Here is an 18,489-nt window from a genome sequence, read left to right as displayed (position 1 = left end):
TTACATTAAACTTTCTTTTTCATTAGCGTTTATCCTTTTCAACCCTTTGTCACTTGGTAGAACGATTGCTAATAGTGTTGCGATAACACCCAGTGAGGCTAGTAGGCCGAAGAATTCCCTGTAAAACCCTGTGAGAGGTGTTGATGCTGCAAGGGCTATAACAGCGATAATATGGCCTGTAATCATTATGACACCAATAGTCTCACCTTGTTGGGTAAATGGCGTTGTCTTCTCAACCCACTCAAATATCACTGGTAGACCGGCCATTAGCATGAAACCGTTTAACGCTAACATGGCATATACAAGGATACCAGATATGTAGGCTGTCAACACGCCGTATGCAAATACTCCTGTGAATGCTGCTATTATTATGAGCGTCTTCCTGATATTGTACTTAGCTGCTATAGATGGGAGGGTTGAAGCACCTATAACGCCTGAGACAAGCATTAAGGCTGTTGCCGTTCCAGCTATTTTCTCCAGGCCAACCGGTGATAAAACAGGCTCAATCCAAGTCATCAATATGTCGAGTATAGCAAGTCCTATACCTATGATTCCAGCGAACATCCACACCTCTCTTCTCTTCACAATGGTCCTAATACTCTCTAGTGTCGGTAAATGCTCAACTTCAACATTGCCTATGATGTTTGCCTTTAAAACCATCCAAAGAGTCCATAATCCACTGACTAGTACAGTAATTGCAGAGTATATTGATAATCCCCAGACACCCCATTCGCTGTAGACGAATGCCCCTATAGCCATGGCTACAATCATTCCTGCATACATTGCAGCACTTCCCATTGAGACGGCTAGTGGACGCCTTTTCTCCTCGAAATAGGCTGAAGCATATGGGGTTATCCCGTTTACAACGAAGGGCTGGGCTATTGCTGCTAGTATTTGACCTATGAGAATAGAAAGGTAATTCTCTGGAGCTACGATTCTAGCTATACCTGTGCCAATAAATAGAATTGATGCGGTGATTAATGCACCCCGGAACCATGTATCGAGTAATCTCCCGGCCGGATAAGCCATTAATATGTATAAGATAGGGAATAGCATTACTAATAAGCCAACTGCGTCTTTACTCACACCGAGGTCAGCGGCTACCTTCGTGGTGACGGGAGAGTAAGACACCCATACTACCTGGGAGGCAAAAACTAGGATGGGGAACCCTGCTAATGCGATTGCACGGCCTATTTTCCCCGTCAAAATATTTGCACCTTTCCTGGTTTACAGCAATGCGTTTGATACTTCCCTGAACAATGCCTCCACAACGTCCGGATCTAGCTCATAGATATACCTGCCAATGAAGCTCAAGTCTGCGCCTTCTAAACCGCCTCCGCTACCTCCAAGTAACTCCATAATGAGTGGTGCAGCACTACTTACATCGCTTGGTGACACAGTCTTCAATGCCTCTAACATGGAATCCTGACCTAACTCTGAGAGTTTCCTTGTATTACTAACGATCCCTTCTAGATCGCTGGCGAATTTGTTAACTACGTGGAAGTGTATAGGTGTAACTGTGAAGTGCACCGTCATAGGATACCCTAGCTTCTTACTTCCCGGCTGGACTTGTATGTGCCAATGCTTTTCCCCAGCTTTCCTCGAGAAGTCAACTAGATCTAGCTCCGGATGACTGAAAGCTAGAACGAGGTAAGGAGGATTGCCTTCTACCTGGAACCCTTGTTTAGCCATGGTACTTATTAGTTTCTCACGGGCAGCGAAAGCGTTCCTAGCTAGCATCCTGTAGCCATCTACTCCTAATGTGTTTATCAAACTCCATGATGCTGCTAATGGACCCGATGTTCTTGACGATAGGAATATCTGGTTTACCATAGGGTAACCAGGCCATCTACTGTAGACAAAGAAGGCGTTCTTCCTCCTCTCCTTGTCCCTGTAGAGGATGGTTGATGATCCTCTGGGGGCGTAACCCATCTTGTGTAGATCCACGCTCATAGAGTCAACCCGGTCAATATTCAAGCCTAAAAGAGGTATATCGTGTCCCTCCATTCTAGCAAACGGTATAGAGAAGCCTAGGCAACTGTCTACGTGAAACCATACATCCTTCTTATCAAGAGATTCCGCGATTTCTCTAACAGGATCAAATGTACCGAACGGATAATTGGGGGCAGACGCTACAACTAGAGCGGTATCATCGTCTACTTTACTTATAAGCTCATCAACCTTAACTCTATAAGCCTCGTCAACTGGTATTAGAACAGGCTTCACACCAAGGAGCCATGCAGCTTTGATGACACTCGGATGAACAGTTGCAGGGGCAACTAACTTCGGAGTACTTGATTTACCAGTTTTCTTGTAGTACCATTCCCTTGCGGCTAGAACTGCCATAAAGTTACTTTCAGTTCCACCACTAGTGAAGTTGCCTGTCGTAGTATCTGGCGCTTCGAAGATGCGGGCTACGAAGCTGGTAACACTTTTCTCTAACTCGAGGACGCTGGGGAAAACAGTAGGGTCAAGCATATTCCTCCAGAGACTAAGAATGTACGCTTCTTCAGCCAATTCTCTCAATTCACTTACTCCTGTCTCGTAGACATATGACCATAATCTACCGCTATGCGGATCGATATCCTTTGAGAGCATTACCTTTAGAGAGTCGATTACTTTTTCTTTGCGAATAGGAGGTGTTTCAGGCAAGAAATATACACCTAAGATACAGTTTTTACATCTAACAGGATTATAAAGAATACATTACTAAGCAAGGCTGGGGATAAAAACATTAAACCTAGAGGGTTAGCTGCAGCTGGCGTGGAGGTATTACCTAACAGTAAAGCAATGCTCATTATTGGAGAAACGACCTAGATCAGCCATAATAATATGCCCTCCACAGGATCCGCATTGTATAACAATTTCATTGAATAGAAAAATTTTTAAACTCTACGAGTAAAAGCCGGCTATCGCGGCGAAAATAACTGGTGACAAGGAAAATAGCTAGCTGGACGCTTTCCCTACTACTGCTAGTGAGCCCTCAGATGATAAGTAGCACTATAAATGGCATGGAGCTTCCAGTAAGAAAGAACCTGGCTAGATAAATCATAGAGCAGTAGGAAAATCATGTTTACATTTGTTTTTTATTTACTCAATACCTAAGCAAGGCCGTTTGCAAATATGGAATATTTCCCCGTCAATATAAACGAGCCCTCCACCTCTATGCTTTAGCCTCTCTAGAATACTAAATTCTCTTTTGAAAATTCTCCTAAGCTTCCTTTGGCTAACCCTACCTGGGGTGATTATAGCTTCATGCAAGGCTACAATTGTAATTGATGCTCCTAGTTCGCATATCTCTTTAGCTATGCTCAATAAGTCTTCTTTAACCTGTAAGGATTCCATTCCTGGGAAAACAATTATTGCTTCTTCAGTGCCACGATCCCAATCTAACCCATATAGTATACTTCCAGTACGCTTAGAGGCAACATCTAAAACTAGATGCGATAATGTACCAGTGACAATATTAGGTTTATACGCGTTGAATCCTTGTTGAATAGTATACTCTTTGAACCTATCCAAGTCTAAGATTACAACAGTACCATAAACCGCTGGCAAACTATCTTCTCCAACTACCATAGCTTATTTCTCGCCTTCTCCAAGTCTGAGAATAATGTCATAGCTGTCTGATAGGGGCCACCGCCACTCCCAGAAAGTATAACCGAGTTACCATCTTTAACCTCAATAACTGCCACATTCCTCTTACCTACAGCAAGCCTTAAAGGGTCATCAAGATTAATATTCATTGGAATAGCTTTAACCCCTTTATTTACTTCAACAATTGAAACACACCTTAGGAATCCATCCTCTCCCCATGAATCCCTTAGGCTCTTCCTTTCAACAAAGCCGAGAGAGACTTTGTATCCTAAGGTTGCCGCTATTATGGAGGCCTTAGCAGCAGGGTCTATGCAATCTACATCCAGACTAGGATCAGACTCAGCTATACCCTCACTAATAGCCTCCTGGAGTGCTTCATCAAAACCGTATCCTTGCGATGCAAGTGTGAGCATATATGTTGTGGTGGTATTGAACACTCCGCGGATAAGTGTTATATTTCTTCCCTTTAACCCATAAGTGATTAGATCAAATAATGGCGTTCCAGCCATAAAAGTAGCTCTATAGTGGATAAGGCTACGGAGGGGATTATCTACTATTAGACTAGGGTTTCGTGCTAGTGGAGCCTTATTTGCCGTGGCTATGTGGTATCTAACGCTTTCCAAAAGCCTGTAGATATCTATGTGCGGCTTATCATAATTACTGGGTCTTGCATCTACCACGATATCAGGTGGAGACTCTTCTATCAACGATAGAGGGCTTTCTCTTGTACCGTAAACAGTCTCACCTATCCTTCCACGAGGAACCCCCAGGAGTTCCTGTATCTCTTCCCTTTTGAACCCTCTCGGATTGTACGAGCACCCTTTGGAATCGCATGCACCTAGGAAAACATAGTTCTGTGCCAACGGGTTTTCTATAAGTATTCTTGCAAATGTTCTACCCACATTTCCGAAGCCCAGGAGGAGGATTCTCGGATTATCCAATGGTTATTCCTCCATTTCTTCGTAGTAGTCGTTCAACACGCCTTCTATATGTGAATTCAACTCTTTTAATAATCCGTACTCTTTGCACCTATCAAACAATACGTTCAACATCTTCTCAGCATCAGACAAATACTTCTTATCGCCTGTCTTGACGAATAACTCGAAAGCATAACTAGCTCTGTAAAGCGGGGCTAAGAATCTAGCTTTGGTCTCAGGATCCATTGACTGCCAAGAAGGAGTACACTGTAAAAGATATCCAGTGCTAATGAGGCTCCTAATATTAAGTAAAACCTTCATTTGATCATCGTTCTCCTGCTCCGCCACAAACTGCAATTGAATAGGCTCGCTAATGCTCTGGATATCACTACAATATACACGGCGCTTCTCTAGTAAAACCTCCCTAAGGTCCTCATCAAGCAACCTCAACTTCTCAGCTAGAATATGCTCAGCCTCCTCTAAAGTCTCAACCCAGTAAATCTCCTCAATAAGCTTCTGGAAGACCTCACCTATAGGATCGCTGGACAATCATAATACACCCCTACTACTACCCTAAGGTAGCCTAGGAGTCATTGAGGCTTTTTATACTTGAATGCAAAGAGCGAGTTTTCTATAGGAAAAGGGTTTACTATGAAAAAGGAAGTTGTTATGCGTATTCGTCGAAATATACTATGTCCTCGACTGTTCCCTTCCTCTCTTCTTCTGGTTTGAATACCGGTTTTACTGGCATTCCTATGTATACTGGAAGTCCTGGTTTGAGCCTGTGAATGAGTCCGCCTGTTAGTCTTTCACCTTCTGGTCTGGCGAATATAATTACTTTAGGTTCACCGTCTTCGTAGACTATTGTGAATGAGTCGACATACCATAATGTATCCTCAGGTAACTCAACATATTCCCTTGGTTTACTTAGATCGCGGCAGAATCCTCTCGGAGGTATTTGTATGTATCCCCCACAGTCCTCTCCGACTAAACAGCCTTTTTTCAATGCTTCCGCTAGCTTCAACCCTCCTTTGCCAGGGGTGTATCTGAATGTGTCTACTTCCATTGACCCGGGGATATGTTTATATACGTCTAGTCTAGCCTCCCTTCTCCAGATCACTCTTCTCCACCTCCTATAGGCTCAAAGCACTCTATATCTAGAATGCTCCCTGTTCTCTTCTCCGGAGGCTTCCATCTTGCCTTAACTTTCATACCGATAGCTCTGCCGGACTTGACATCCTCCTCTGTTACACCGCATATCTTATGGAATAGTCCTGCGAACTCGTAGCTACCCTCACGATAACCAGGAGTCTCCAGCCTTATAACACCTACGAATTCCGGCTTCTCTAATCTTCCTCTCTTAGCAGATATATAGCTGATTACTGCGGTAGATATCTCACCCCTATCGGGGAGCTCGATAAACTCGTCAGTTGGCTTTAGACAATACTCACAATAACTCCTCGGTGGAACGTATACTCTTCCACATCTCCGGCATATGCTTCCAATAATCTTCCCTTGCTTCAGTCCATCTAGGAATACTGAAACAGCGTACCCTGCAGTAAACTTGTACCTAGTGAACGGCTTATAGTATATTACGCCGGGGAGAGCCTTAAAGTCCTTTTCCGATAATTTTGTACCTTCCAATTTAACCAATACGAGTCACCTCCCAAGAACGATTACAGTTCCAACCTGCATTAAATCACCCCAAGCTTGAGCTACTCCACGGTAGACGTCTTTCTTAACTCGTCTTCCACCTGCCTTACCTGCTAGCTGCCAGTAGATCTCTATGGTCTTCATAACACCAGCTGCGGCTATTGGGTTACCTACACCTAGTAATCCACCGCTGGGGCTAGACGGTAGATCACCATCTCTATCATAGAAGCCCTCCTTCACCAGCTTCCATGCACCACATCTAGGTGCTAACTGGAGACCTTCCAGGTGGTGCAGTTCTTTATAGTCAAATGGATCATAAGGCTCAGCAACGTCTATTTCCTTTATAGGTTTATCTACGCCGGCCATCTTGTAAGCCATTCTCGCGGCGTACTCAACATACCGCGGGTAGTATAAGTCTCTATTATACCAGTGTGTATTATCCAGAGTCCACCCTACGCCCTCGACATATACAGGATTATCAGTTATTCTCCTTGCTTCACGCTCTGAAGCTAATACCATCGCAGCTGCTCCATCACTAACAGGGCTGATATCTAGTCTATTGACTGGCCAGACGAGAGTCTCACTGTTCAAAACGTCTTCAACAGTTATGTTTTCAGCTACCTGTGCTGCCGGATGATCGAGTGCGTTTCGTTTATTCTTCACCGATACGAGTGCAATGTCTTCTTTCTTAGCTCCGCATTTACTCATATACCTCCTCATCTCCATCGCGAATATCCAGATTAGATTAGGCTCCAAGGGTCTCTCCAGTATAGGATCCCATATATATGCGAATACATACTGAGGATGTGGTAGTGCAGGACTCATTTTCTCCTCTCCTACAGCCAATACAGTCTTGCATTTCCCGCTTGCTATGTGCCACCATGCAGCTATAGGTATCATTACTCCGGTTCCTCCACCAACATAGACTCTTACCATAGGCTTATTCACAGCTCCACTGCCATCCCCCATGTATTCCCCATTGAAGTGGACACCGTCGAAGGCATCTGGAGCCGTACCAGTCACAATACAGTCGATATCATCGAGTGTAAGCCCAGCCTCGTCTAGAGCCATTTTCGCTGCTGCTGCAGATAGTTCCTGGGGCGTCTCCAGCATTCTCCTCCGGAATAATGTTAATCCAGCGCCAACTACAGCTACTCTATCCTTTATATGTATATTCGTTTTCACCCTTCACCACCCCCATAATATGATAATACAGCTGTTGCAGCTGTATATGTTGGAGGCCCTCTCCAGGAGACGACGAGGCTTTTACCCTCCTGCATCGAGAGCAGTCTCATGTAGGTGAAGTACAGTCTCATTAGACCTGTAGCCTCGAATGGTGCGCCAGTGGCAAGGCTTCCACCGCTAGCGTTAACCGGGAATTTCCCATCTGGATAGGTATCACCTCTTCTCAACAGCTTCAACGAATCCTCTCCTAGTAAGGCTTCTTCTAACGAGAGAAGCTCCATGAAACTATACCGGTCATCGACTTCTGCGAAGTTAAGTTGTGACAAGGGGTTCGTTATCCCAGCCTCACTATAAGCTATTAAAGCTGACCGCCTGATACTAGGCATCGTGCCGTATACATGTCTTTCTGGGATATAGGTTTCAGTATTATATCCTACCCCATCGATCCAGACAGCTCTGTCCCATGCCCCCAAACGATCTACTGCCATATCTGTTGCCAATACTGTTACTAGTGCAGCGTCTACCGGTTGTGAGATATCGTACATTGTAAGCGGGTAAGCAACATGCTCTGATTCTAGTATCTCTTCCACAGTAACGTTAGACGCGTATGAAGCAAGTGGGTTTGACAGACCGTTGTTCCTATTCTTAGCGGCAACCTCAGCAAAATCCTCCTCCCCTGCCTCCCTCGATTCCATGTATGCTACAGCGTCTAGAGCTGCAATGTAGTGGGGGATAGCTTTTTTCGGCGCTGTAGGCCGGACATACACGGGATCCAGCGTTATTTCGTAGATCTTACCCAGATCCACTATGTCACTAGGCTTAGCGTGAGACTCGACTGTTATAACATCAAAGTATCCCGTCTTCAACAACATGACAGCCTGAGCTATACCTTGTAAACCATCTCCAGATACTGTGAAAATGGGTCTCAAAACACCGCCAATAGGCTCTGGAGAGAACTCGTCTGCTATGGAGATCCCCTCCCAATAGTCTTCTTGGCATGATATGAATGCGTCTACCTGGCTTCGAGGATCCTCAAGACCTGCCATGCTGTACGCTTTGAGAGCTGCTTCAAACATCATCTCCCTAAAACTCGCATGAGGAGTTACCGGCTGGAAGCCAGAGTAGCCCATCCCTATTATCGCCACTCTAGGTCTAGTCGTCAAACCTGCGTACACCTCTTAGACCTTTATGGAGGACCCTTATTCTGACTAGTAGTCTAGGATGGTTTATGCGGGTCCTCCACTTGTTAGGATTTAATACGTAATGGAATGATAAAAACATTAGTGTCACTAAACAGTTACGGGTTTAAAGATTATTGCCCAGTTATTAGGTTCGATAGAGTTTTAATAAACTAGCCATGATTGGATCTGGTTAGGTGCTGTTTAAATGGAAGGTAAGACGGCATTAGTGCTGGCGATACTGCTACTACTGGGCATACAGTTCTATACAATAACATCATCAAACACCCCGGCAACTACAGAAACTGTGTTAAACGAGACAAGCCGTAATGTTCCAGGAGACTTACCTTGGTACCCGATTGTAATATTTGGAGACAACAGGCCTGAAGTAGAGGTATCAAACGGCTTCACACCTGTATTCCTAAAAATACTCAATCAAACAGAAGTCATGGATCCCTTCGCAATGATAGGAACTGGAGACCAGATAGGTAGAGGGACACCGTGGCAGTTCAAGGCATTATATAGCCTACTCTCGAACACTAGCATCTGGAATATATGGCTTTGTATCGGCAACCATGATATTCAATACGGTGGGGCAATAGGATATTGGACATCCCTTATAGCACCGAAGCACTACAATATGGATACTTTCCCAGGATGGAGAATTGCAGTTCTAGACGGTGAAACTGGTGATGCAACGTACTGGAAGAGCCAGCTAGATAATACTACTAAAAACCTGGATGATAGGAGCCTAATACTCGTTTATCACAGGCCTGTTATACCAAATGTTGGACACAATATGGATGCTACAAGAGCAAGCATCCTCCTAAGCTTTCTGCAACAGCATCCAGGTTTAGTCAAACTAGTATTACAAGGACACTGGCATGGATACGCTGTGACACGTAGTTATAATGTTACATGGATAATAACTGGGGGTGCCGGTGCACCTCTTTATGAGAATAGGGGGCCACCACCTGGAAACAACACTTTGATCATTACAGGGAAGAATCATTATCTCCTGCTAATATTATACCCCAATGGAACGTTCAAATACACTACAGTACTGGTAAACAATGAGAGCAATATTGGGATAGAGAAGCATACCAAAGTAACATTAGAGAACGGGAAGACTGTAATCACTGGGACTGTCAGTAATACGTTAGTGAATATTGAAGGAAAACCGATTAGTGTTCCAGTTAGGTTTAACCTCATCAATAACGAGAACAGTTACATAGTCCTGATGGCCAACCCTAATTCGACGACATCCTTCACATATGAGCAAAGTTTGACGTCTGTTAGCGTGAAAACAGCATCAACAAGCTGGTATGCCTATATTACCTTACCCGGAAATAAGGCAGTACTACTCGATCAAAACAATCCTAGCTACGTGATTGAAAGCGAGAAGTCGACAAGCTCTACTCTAGTAGTAACGGAAGAGACCGTTACAAACGCTCGAACAACAGGTAATACCAGTTTGTCAAGTACATCCAGCGCACCAAATCCAGCAGCTTACAAGGATAAAGATGGAATGATAATAGGCAGTGTCGCAGTGGCTATTCTACTGGTAATTGCCATTTACCTTATGGCTAAACTCTATAGGTAAGAGAGTCACTCCCCCTAATTTCTTATCCTTATCCGAATACTCCTCTCACACCGAAGTATACACCGAGTATCTCTCCGAAGAAGTATGCTGAGAAAGCCGTACCTAACATAAGCCCTGTTGACTCTATGAATTCTCTTAAGAACTTTTTGTCAAACACTACACTTCCATAAAATGTAAATGTGGCTATCAGCGTTATAGCGAATGATACGCTTACTAGGAAGGCTATAAGCATATTGTGTGTGGTGAAGTATGGTGACGCTAGAACCACAACTGCACTTATATAAGAGAATCCAGTTACTAAGGCCGATGATATAGGGTTCTTTTCGAAGTCATGTTTAGCCTGTAGGTAAGCAGCACTAGCCATACTTATTGCAGCGGAGAACCCTACTACTAAACCAGCTATACCTGCTACAGTAGTGCTACTGGTGACTCCCAGGAACCCTGCGTGTACACCTGTTATTTCAACAATAGCGTCAGCCAGACCTAGCACTATGAAACTCATATATCTTACGACCGCTTCGTTAATCTGGCTCATCAGGCTTGACTCATGTGTTTCCTCATCTTTAATTATCTCCTCGAGCTTCTGCCTCTCCTCACCTCCTAGGTTGCTGAGATACCCCCTATATTCTGCTATAGTTTTCTCTTCACCTCTCTCGAGCATTTTGAGGGTGAACGTTAGTCCTAGGATGATTCTACTCAGTGTGACTATCCATAGATAGGAGGTACCGATTCTTGCCCTGCATTCTCCTCCTATCACTTTTTTCCAGAACAGATAGTGCTTGTATTCTTCCTCGGAAAGTTTCTCCAGAATTTTCCGCCTATCGATGTCCTTCTCCCGTCTGGCTAGTGTTTTATAGACTATGTGATCCCTGTATTCATCTATACAGAATTCTCTTACCTTAATTTTTGTTTGTTCGGTAAGTATACTCATAGCTATCTCACCGTAAGTTAACTAGAAGCCTGGATCAGAAAATTATAGACTTAGCTATAAATCTATAGGTTATTATATACCCTTCTCCATCTTCCGCGTGCTATAATACATGCTAACAGCTAAAAGCACCACTGCACTGATCACTAGATAAATCATGCTTTCCCAGTAGTTCGGTATGCTACTTCCTATAAGGTGGTATCTCACGATGTATGCTGCATGCGTAACAGGATTGTATTTAGCTATTACCTGGAGCCACTCAGGCATCTGTTTTAATGGGAATATAGCGTTCGAAGCGAACATTAATGGGAGATTGATGAGATTTGAAGCAGCGAAGATTACTTCCTGGTTATCTGTGTAGAATGCTATCACCATATATATTGAGAGTATGGATATTGACAGGAGCATTATCGCTATCCAAGGTACAATTACATCCACTACAGTGAGATTGGGCTTGAACTTGAATCCCAGTGGAATGCTTGCAGCCAGCAGTATGAGGCTCAGAATGCTTATCCTAGTTAGTGTCCCGAAGAGTTTAGCGAGGTAGATATATGACCTCCTCACCGGAGTGACCAGTATTCTCCTCATATACCCTAGTCTCTTATCGAATACAACTCCTACACCACCGAACGCTCCTTGGAATATTGAGAAGGCTACTAGCATTCCGCTAGCGAAGAATGTGAAGTAGTCTGTTGTACCAAATATGCTTTTCAACTGGTTCTCCATGGCCTTCTTAACTATTCCTTCAATGGTCTTTGGATCGATGAACCCTTGTAGCTGCGGTGGAATGAGTGCCTGTGCACTGACACTAACTAGCGCGTTCAAGTTGAAGCTTTTACCGAATAGTGCAATCCATATTAATGGTGTCACAAGACTCATGAACAGGACTGCACGCCTGCCAAACCACTTCTTGAGCTCTCGTTTGAAGAGTACAATTAAACCGCTCATTTCTTCATCCTCCTCCTCATAACTCTATACTTGAAGGAATCAAACGCTTCTTCCTCTCCCCTTAACCCTCGTCCAGTTAACTCTATGAAAACCTCCTCGAGGTTAGGTTTTACTACACGGATTTCAAGAAGCTCTTTTCCTTGGAGGAGTGTGATAAGCTTAGGCAGAACTGCCTCGCTCTTCTCTACTTTAACTATTATTGATCCATTATGTAGTGACGAATCGAATCCTTTTACAGCTAACTCCTTTAACAAGGCCTGCGTCTCTTCTTCACCTTTGAACCTTAGATATATCCTGTCACCTTTTATCCTGGCCTTAAGTCCATCTGGCGTATCCTCAGCAATTATCTTACCATGATCTATAATTGCGACTCGATCTGCTAGATGTTCTGCTTCATCCATGTAGTGGGTTGTTAATAGGATAGTAGTACCCTGCTCCTTCAACCTTTCAATTAGACCCCAGAGATGCCTCCTCGAATGAACGTCCAAGCCTAACGTCGGCTCATCTAGGAACATTACCTTAGGCTCGTTTACAAGGCTCATAGCTATCTCTATTCTCCTCCTCATACCTCCACTATAAGTCGAGACTCTCCTTTTCCTATGATCCCATAGCTCCATGAACCTGAGGGCTTCTTCGGTTTTCTCCTCTGCTTTACCGCTCTGAAGGCCATAAAGTTTGGCTTGTATGTAAACATTCTCCCATCCAGTTAACTCATCGTCGGCTGTGAGGTCCTGAGGTACAAGCCCAATTATCTTCCGGACTTCCCCTTTATCTCGTATTATACTGAAACCGTGAATATATGCATCCCCGCCTGTCGGCTGTAGAAGTGTTGATAGCATATGGATTGTGGTTGTTTTGCCTGCACCGTTGGGGCCTAGGAGGCTAAATACTATACCTTCAGGTATGCAAAAGCTCACCTTGTCTACGGCAACTAAATCACCGTATTCCTTGGTTAACCCCATTACCTCTACTGCACAATTATCCGGCAATTCCCTGGCTCACCTTCTATAGCTAGTTGTTGTTTATTAACGCATTATATTATATACGCTACATACATATAATGACAGTAGTTCATTAACAATAATTTATATTGTCCGTGCAATATTGGTTTCAATATAGTTAGAGGTGTAGTTCATGGCAAAGAAAAAGAAACAGTCAAGTCAACCGCAGAAAGCTAGGAGTATGACGGAACAAGCAATGTATAATGTAGCAGTCCCTGAGGAGCTAATAAAAAGGGCTGAAAAAGAATTCCCCAAAGAAAGTTATTGGACTCCATTCAAGGTAGCACAGAAATACAATTTAACGCTCTCAAGTGCAAAGAAACTGCTGAGAATCATGGAGGAAAAGGGTGTAGTGGCACTATATACACCAAATAAAAGGAGCCCTGTGTACGTACCCGAGAAATAACCTCCTATAAACAAATAAACTATACACGGATTACTGTTTTTCATTGCAATTAATACACTCAAAAACTAAAGCATGACAAATTATTTAATATATCAAAAACTAATAGAAGGGAGGTTCGGTTCGTTTACTCACCGCTAAGCATTACGACAACATCTTCATTCGGAGCCTTCACAGGAACATTTGTAGAACCTTGTTTCTCTTTAGGTTTAGGGATTTCAGCCAGGAGAACCGGACTAGATTCTATCTTCTCTATTTTCTCTATAGTAGATCTGGCATCACTCATCTCCTCTAGAAGCCAACCCTTTATCCTCTTCAACTGTTCACTGCTCTTCCTGAAGGCAGTGTCACTGACTTCACCGCTTAGATAAGTTATCTGAAGGTTAACGAGGGCTTTATCCACATGTAAGACTTCGTCTTCTATCCTGTTCATTCTTACCTTTATCTCAGTCTTGGCTTTGACAGCCTCACTCTTTAAATTCTTAATATCCTCATTCAGCTTCTTTAGGTAAGTCTCTATAACGCTTCCAGGAAGGTCTGTTTGGCTGAGGGTTTTCTCTATAGCCTTCTTCCTCTTTAGAGCTCTATCAAGAGCATCTAACACTGTGACGGCGCGGAACTTCCATTCAGGGAGAACAACAAGTTTACCATCCTCAACACGTATCTTCTCCGGCTCTATATGGACTATTTTATCATCGGAAACCTTGACCTCGAACCCCTCGACTTCTCCGTGAACATTACTGTAGAATGTCACAAGTGCCCCAAAAATCCTCCCATAAGGATCATGTATTTCAAGTCCCAGGTAGCCGGAGATTTCTTCTACCTTTATACCCATATATAATACACCCCTTAATCTACGAGGCATCGTCTCGGTGTTATCCTTAGTATTACCAGTGTATAAAAGGGGTCAGATGGTAAGACCGGGAGTCCCTTTAAATAAATTACTGATTCAATAGTCCAACGGTGAAAAATCAAATGTCCAGCCTAGGTGACTTCGGTAAAAACTGGACAGGGCCGAAGAAGACTGTCAGGAACGCTATTAAGGACACTTTCAAGGAAATAGTTAATCCTAGCCCCGGCCTCAGATATCAAATAAGCAACGCTATCTATAAGCTAGGGACACATATCTCCAGGATGGATTATATAACAAGCAAGCTAAGGGCAAGGGATCAACAATTATTCGAGAAAGTCGTGGATTCATATAAACATGGCGATATGGTTAAAGCGAAAATGTATGCTAGCGAGGTGGCTGAGATAAGGAAAGTCGCTAAGGGCGTGCTCACAATAAGATTCGCTCTAGAGAGAGCGAAGACCAGGCTAGAGACTGTCCTAATTATAGGTGAGGCATACAAAGATCTAGGACCAGCCCTAGGCGCTATAAAGATGATAGCCTCCCAGATGGCGAACGTAATGCCCGACGCATATATTGATATAATGCAGACAGTAGAAGAATTACATAACGCTCTAGCAATGAGTTCCGCTGGATTCATAGAGATGCCTATGGATGAGGCTGTAAACGAGGAAGCGAGGAAGATACTAGAGGAAGCGCAGCTAGTAGCACAGCAGCAGATGAAGGATCAGTTCCCAGCCTTACCTACTGGAGGGCTACCAGGAACACCTGCCAACAGCGGAGAAGTAGGATCCCCATAATCCTCTAACTATTTTCTATTTGTAGTTTTTAACAAAAACAAATTCTCAAACTAGTTTTATAAACAGAACTATTAGGAGATATTCATGTAGTCGGTAATGGGAATGTGAGGAATAAGAGTATAAAGAATGTAATAACAGCCAGCTGCCCCTTTACGCTGAGCCTCTCAACAGGCATGGCGGGGCCAGGATGCCTTCCCCTTGATAGCATGTGTATTGTGAAAGCTATCAATGCAAATAACAATAGAAATGGTTCAATTAAGCTAAAGCCTAGTAGAAGTACTAGAAAAGCATTACTAACTATTCTATGTCCTCTATCACCCAGAGATGCTCTAACTATATGTCCTCCATCGAGCTGGGCTATCGGTATAAGATTGAGGAAAGTCACGAGGAAAACAATGTACCCTGCAAAAGCCAACGGGTGGAGCAAGACTACTTCACTCCCAGTCGGTGTCGGTAGGAATTTATCACTGAGAAGTAGGAATATAATCGGGTAAGCCATTAAGTATCCGCCTGAAGGTGCCATTGATGCAGGAACAACTAAACTCATTTTCAACCCGTAAATAGTCACAGGTATCGCAGCTATAAACCCTGCGAGAGGCCCCATAACACCAACTACAGCTAAAGCGTCTACTGTAGGCGGAAGCCACCTCATATTAATCACGGCGCCAAATGTTCCGAGGAACCCCCATTGGAGTGGTGGAGCCGGTAGGAGATAAGGCATACTACTCGGAGTCTTGTATACTCTCATCATGCTCCAGTGCCCTGTCTCGTGTATCAACAGAGGACCGAGTAACCCTATGACATAGAGTGACGGTATCAACGAAGCGGAAATACTTCCAGTATAACCATATGCGAGCATGCTCTGTTCTAGATAATCACCGCTAATGTACAACGTTACTAGAGTAATTAGCGCTAACATCAGCCCTGCTAGAGTATTGACCCTCTTCTTTTTCTCTTCTTCCCTAACTATTATAAGAAGCGTATAACCTTTCCACTTTCTGACAAGTGGTTTACAACCGGATCTAATCATTTGCTGGTAAAACTCTCTCCAGCCAGGCTCTCCTAGTTCAATAGTATAAGGGAACTGAATAGTATACTGTAAAGCACCCTGCCTTTCTACATGGTAGTCCCGGCTGAGCTTGCTCTCAACTATGTTCCTACAGGGAAAATCCTCCTTTCTCTCCTCGAGGAGGATTGTTTCGTTATATGGTTTTTCTTCCAATTAATTTTTCACCAGTCTCCAGTAAGAGTCTCAACGATATAGACTGGGCTTCTTCCGGTGCTTTCCTGTATATAGCCACCGGTAGTATTCCTCTCTCCACTTCTTCTTTAGCTATTTCATACATGTTACGTGAGCCTATCTTCTCAGGGTTAATAAGGGGGGGCGCGTTTAGGAATAACTGGAATAATCTGGCTGCAATAATCCTCGCTTTCTCGTACTTGGTTAGATAGGGAGGGCCTATGGTTATCTCGTCAATTACTCTCGGATAACTTATCCTTTCCTCTTTCTTCATCAATACATGTCCACCTGTTCACTCATCCTTAGTGTAGGAGTGTTGACGGGGCTTTTAAATTCTAACTCCCTATTTCAATTACACTACTGCTCTCAGCATGACTGCAGTAAATCCCTTTTGGGAACCCGAGAAAGCTCGGTTCCGTTGAAAGTTCTATGCAAACATCAGCACCAACTTTAACCGGAGTGTAACCATTCTCAGAAGCCTGCCCCATCGGGACACCGTTTATCAGGAGGGTTACAAGGGTCTTATTCCTACTAGGAATAGCGTTCTTTGATAAAGTAAGGTTAGTAATATCTATTGACACGTTGTTGACAGTCAAATGCATAACATTAACTCCGAGGTCTAATGGTAGTAGGGAAGGATTGTCAATTTTTAAGGTAAGATTAAAATAGTAATGACCATTCTTCCAGTAAATTTGGCTAAAGCTGACGGAGTCTAAAGCCGCTGTCTTGGAGGACACGATTCCGTAGCCAATAGGTGGGATTAATAGGAAAAATATGAAGAGGCCTAGTAGTCTTAGCCTTGGATCCAATTTATACACTCTCAATTCTAGTCGAAATAGTGTTCAGGACCCGGGAACTTTAATTCTCTTACATCCTTTGCATACTGGATAATACCTTTTCTCACAATATCATATAAATTCGCGTAATTCTTTGCGAATGGAGGCGGCTCATAGGGTGAGAAACCCAGGAGGTCATGGAATACTAGGACTTGCCCATCGCAGTAGGGCCCCGATCCTATGCATATCGTTGGTACAGGAACAGTCTGAGTAACTTTCCTAGCAACCTCAGCACTAGTATACTCTATAACAATACTGAAAACACCTGCATCGACAAGTGCTTTAGCGTCCATGAGTATCTCGTTTGCCTCACCAGGCTTCCTACCCATTTTCCTATACCCACCTAGTGCCAGGTATTTCTGCGGTGTGAGACCTATATGGCCCATAACAGGTATACCTGACCTAACTATTGCTCTAACAACATCACTATACTCGCCTCCACCCTCGAGTTTGACACTGTCAGCACCTGCAGCTACTAGTCTGCCAGCATTGATAACCGCATCACGCGTACCTGTTTCATAGCTCATAAACGGCATATCCCCAACAACATGAGCAGACGGCTCGGCCCGAGCAACAGCTTTCACATGATACTCCATGAGTTCTATTGGGACATTGTGAGTGTTCTTCATACCGTGAACAACCATTGCAAGGCTATCACCTACGAGGATACTGTCTACGCCTGCTTCGTCAGCAGCCTTGGCACTAGGATAATCATAAGCGGTTACCATGACTATTTTATCTTTACCTTTCATTTTACTGATTTTACGTGCGGTTACTTTCTTGTGCTCGCTCAAAATAATCCTACACCCAGGTACCATTTTAGGTTTAGGGTGCTTTTATTTCTATAGAAGAATTTTAATATAATTCGGGTAAAACTCGCTCAAGATACCCTCCAAGACGTCGAGGTCGGTTTTCAAGTAAAGCAAATGACAGCGGGAACCAGGATCATCACTGCTACCAAATCCTGGTATAATACATCCACCTATGCTTGAGACAATATTATACAGATCTGATTCCCCCTTAACTCCTGGTAAAATGTAAACACTGGATACCCTGCTTCGCGGATCACTTGTTATCCAGTCAATATGCCAGTGAACCTTCTTACTTCTAACCAAATGCCGGGATAGACGTGCTCCAAGACCTCCAGAACCCCAAGCGCTTCCTATATAAACATAGAATCCATCAGGTAGCTTTCCCTCGTAAAGCCTCCCTACCCGGTAATCTCCCTCTTCCAATCCAATGACAAGAAGATATAACCCCTTTACCCCTCTATACCTTTCAAGGCCACCACTATCACTCAACATTCCCTTCTCCCCGAGTAGTGTGGAGTCAAGGCTCCTAATTTATAAT

21 protein-coding genes are annotated in these 18,489 nt (G+C 43.7%); 3 read left to right on the top strand and 18 right to left on the bottom strand.

Translation table 11 applies throughout. The annotated features are described in order from the left end of the window. The 9 genes from F7B60_01855 to F7B60_01815 all read right to left on the bottom strand — a co-directional run bounded on the left by F7B60_01855 (window position 1) and on the right by F7B60_01815 (window position 8,515). Window positions 1-1,206 (bottom strand): MFS transporter, encoded by a 1,206-nt coding sequence (locus F7B60_01855; protein ID MCE4614264.1) that lies wholly within the window; start codon window positions 1,204-1,206, stop codon window positions 1-3. A 21-nt stretch (window positions 1,207-1,227) separates the two neighbouring features. Continuing rightward, window positions 1,228-2,652, bottom strand: a complete 1,425-nt coding sequence (locus F7B60_01850; protein MCE4614263.1) for an aspartate aminotransferase family protein — start codon at window positions 2,650-2,652, stop codon at window positions 1,228-1,230. A 438-nt stretch (window positions 2,653-3,090) separates the two neighbouring features. Next, a complete protein-coding gene (locus F7B60_01845) occupies window positions 3,091-3,579 on the bottom strand; it encodes a hypothetical protein (protein MCE4614262.1) in 489 nt (162 codons plus the stop codon). Then, the gene (locus tag F7B60_01840) at window positions 3,573-4,538 is read right to left on the bottom strand and encodes a hypothetical protein (GenBank protein ID MCE4614261.1); all 966 of its coding nucleotides are present in this window, start codon (window positions 4,536-4,538) and stop codon (window positions 3,573-3,575) included. Before F7B60_01840 ends, F7B60_01845 begins: the two co-directional genes overlap by 7 nt. 3 nt (window positions 4,539-4,541) lie before the next feature. Further along, a complete protein-coding gene (locus F7B60_01835) occupies window positions 4,542-5,063 on the bottom strand; it encodes a hypothetical protein (protein ID MCE4614260.1) in 522 nt (173 codons plus the stop codon). 118 nt (window positions 5,064-5,181) lie between these two features. Then, window positions 5,182-5,634: a nucleic acid-binding protein gene (locus F7B60_01830; protein MCE4614259.1), complete on the bottom strand. Its 453-nt coding sequence runs from the start codon at window positions 5,632-5,634 to the stop codon at window positions 5,182-5,184. Further along, complete coding sequence (locus tag F7B60_01825; GenBank protein ID MCE4614258.1) at window positions 5,631-6,167, bottom strand: Zn-ribbon domain-containing OB-fold protein; 537 nt, start codon at window positions 6,165-6,167, stop codon at window positions 5,631-5,633. The genes F7B60_01830 and F7B60_01825 overlap by 4 nt, the downstream gene beginning before the upstream one ends. 6 nt (window positions 6,168-6,173) lie before the next feature. Further along, window positions 6,174-7,352 carry a thiolase domain-containing protein gene (locus F7B60_01820; GenBank protein MCE4614257.1) on the bottom strand — a complete coding sequence of 393 codons (1,179 nt, stop codon included), beginning with the start codon at window positions 7,350-7,352 and terminating at the stop codon, window positions 6,174-6,176. Continuing rightward, window positions 7,349-8,515, bottom strand: a complete 1,167-nt coding sequence (locus F7B60_01815; GenBank protein MCE4614256.1) for a thiolase domain-containing protein — start codon at window positions 8,513-8,515, stop codon at window positions 7,349-7,351. Before F7B60_01815 ends, F7B60_01820 begins: the two co-directional genes overlap by 4 nt. 223 nt (window positions 8,516-8,738) lie before the next feature. Between F7B60_01815 and F7B60_01810 the strand changes: the two genes are divergently transcribed. Further along, entirely contained in the window at window positions 8,739-10,133 is a 1,395-nt protein-coding gene (locus F7B60_01810; protein MCE4614255.1) for a metallophosphoesterase, read from the top strand. A gap of 28 nt (window positions 10,134-10,161) precedes the next feature. Here the strand turns inward: F7B60_01810 and F7B60_01805 are convergent, their stop codons facing one another. The 3 genes from F7B60_01805 to F7B60_01795 form a co-directional block, all read right to left on the bottom strand. Then, window positions 10,162-11,064, bottom strand: a complete 903-nt coding sequence (locus F7B60_01805; GenBank protein MCE4614254.1) for a VIT1/CCC1 family protein — start codon at window positions 11,062-11,064, stop codon at window positions 10,162-10,164. A gap of 72 nt (window positions 11,065-11,136) precedes the next feature. Beyond that, window positions 11,137-12,009, bottom strand: coding sequence for an ABC transporter permease (locus F7B60_01800; GenBank protein MCE4614253.1), 873 nt, complete (start codon window positions 12,007-12,009; stop codon window positions 11,137-11,139). Further along, complete coding sequence (locus F7B60_01795) at window positions 12,006-12,998, bottom strand: ATP-binding cassette domain-containing protein (GenBank protein ID MCE4614252.1); 993 nt, start codon at window positions 12,996-12,998, stop codon at window positions 12,006-12,008. Before F7B60_01795 ends, F7B60_01800 begins: the two co-directional genes overlap by 4 nt. A gap of 145 nt (window positions 12,999-13,143) precedes the next feature. Here F7B60_01795 and F7B60_01790 point away from each other — a divergent pair, with 145 nt between their 5' ends. Further along, a complete protein-coding gene (locus F7B60_01790; GenBank protein ID MCE4614251.1) occupies window positions 13,144-13,416 on the top strand; it encodes a 30S ribosomal protein S25e in 273 nt (90 codons plus the stop codon). A 124-nt stretch (window positions 13,417-13,540) separates the two neighbouring features. Here F7B60_01790 and F7B60_01785 read toward each other — a convergent pair whose 3' ends face one another. Beyond that, complete coding sequence (locus F7B60_01785; protein MCE4614250.1) at window positions 13,541-14,248, bottom strand: CdvA-like protein; 708 nt, start codon at window positions 14,246-14,248, stop codon at window positions 13,541-13,543. Window positions 14,249-14,388: 140 nt separating this feature from the next. On the opposite strand from F7B60_01785, the gene F7B60_01780 reads away from it, so the two are divergent. Beyond that, window positions 14,389-15,063 (top strand): Snf7 family protein, encoded by a 675-nt coding sequence (locus F7B60_01780; GenBank protein MCE4614249.1) that lies wholly within the window; start codon window positions 14,389-14,391, stop codon window positions 15,061-15,063. A gap of 82 nt (window positions 15,064-15,145) precedes the next feature. On the opposite strand, the gene F7B60_01775 is transcribed toward F7B60_01780, so the two are convergent. The 5 genes from F7B60_01775 to F7B60_01755 form a co-directional block, all read right to left on the bottom strand. Beyond that, the gene (locus F7B60_01775; GenBank protein ID MCE4614248.1) at window positions 15,146-16,285 is read right to left on the bottom strand and encodes a site-2 protease family protein; all 1,140 of its coding nucleotides are present in this window, start codon (window positions 16,283-16,285) and stop codon (window positions 15,146-15,148) included. Continuing rightward, complete coding sequence (locus F7B60_01770) at window positions 16,266-16,577, bottom strand: DNA-directed RNA polymerase subunit K (protein ID MCE4614247.1); 312 nt, start codon at window positions 16,575-16,577, stop codon at window positions 16,266-16,268. The genes F7B60_01775 and F7B60_01770 overlap by 20 nt, the downstream gene beginning before the upstream one ends. A gap of 61 nt (window positions 16,578-16,638) precedes the next feature. Beyond that, a complete protein-coding gene (locus F7B60_01765) occupies window positions 16,639-17,112 on the bottom strand; it encodes a hypothetical protein (GenBank protein ID MCE4614246.1) in 474 nt (157 codons plus the stop codon). A gap of 17 nt (window positions 17,113-17,129) precedes the next feature. Beyond that, window positions 17,130-17,957, bottom strand: a complete 828-nt coding sequence (gene panB, locus F7B60_01760; protein MCE4614245.1) for a 3-methyl-2-oxobutanoate hydroxymethyltransferase — start codon at window positions 17,955-17,957, stop codon at window positions 17,130-17,132. 24 nt (window positions 17,958-17,981) lie between these two features. Beyond that, window positions 17,982-18,440, bottom strand: coding sequence for a GIY-YIG nuclease family protein (locus F7B60_01755; protein MCE4614244.1), 459 nt, complete (start codon window positions 18,438-18,440; stop codon window positions 17,982-17,984). Window positions 18,441-18,489: the final 49 nt, after the last annotated feature.

It is taken from the genome of Candidatus Tiamatella incendiivivens (genome assembly GCA_015522635.1).
Taxonomy (GTDB): Archaea; Thermoproteota; Thermoprotei_A; order Sulfolobales; family Acidilobaceae; genus Tiamatella; species Tiamatella incendiivivens.
This window is presented reverse-complemented; position numbering and strand designations above follow the sequence as displayed.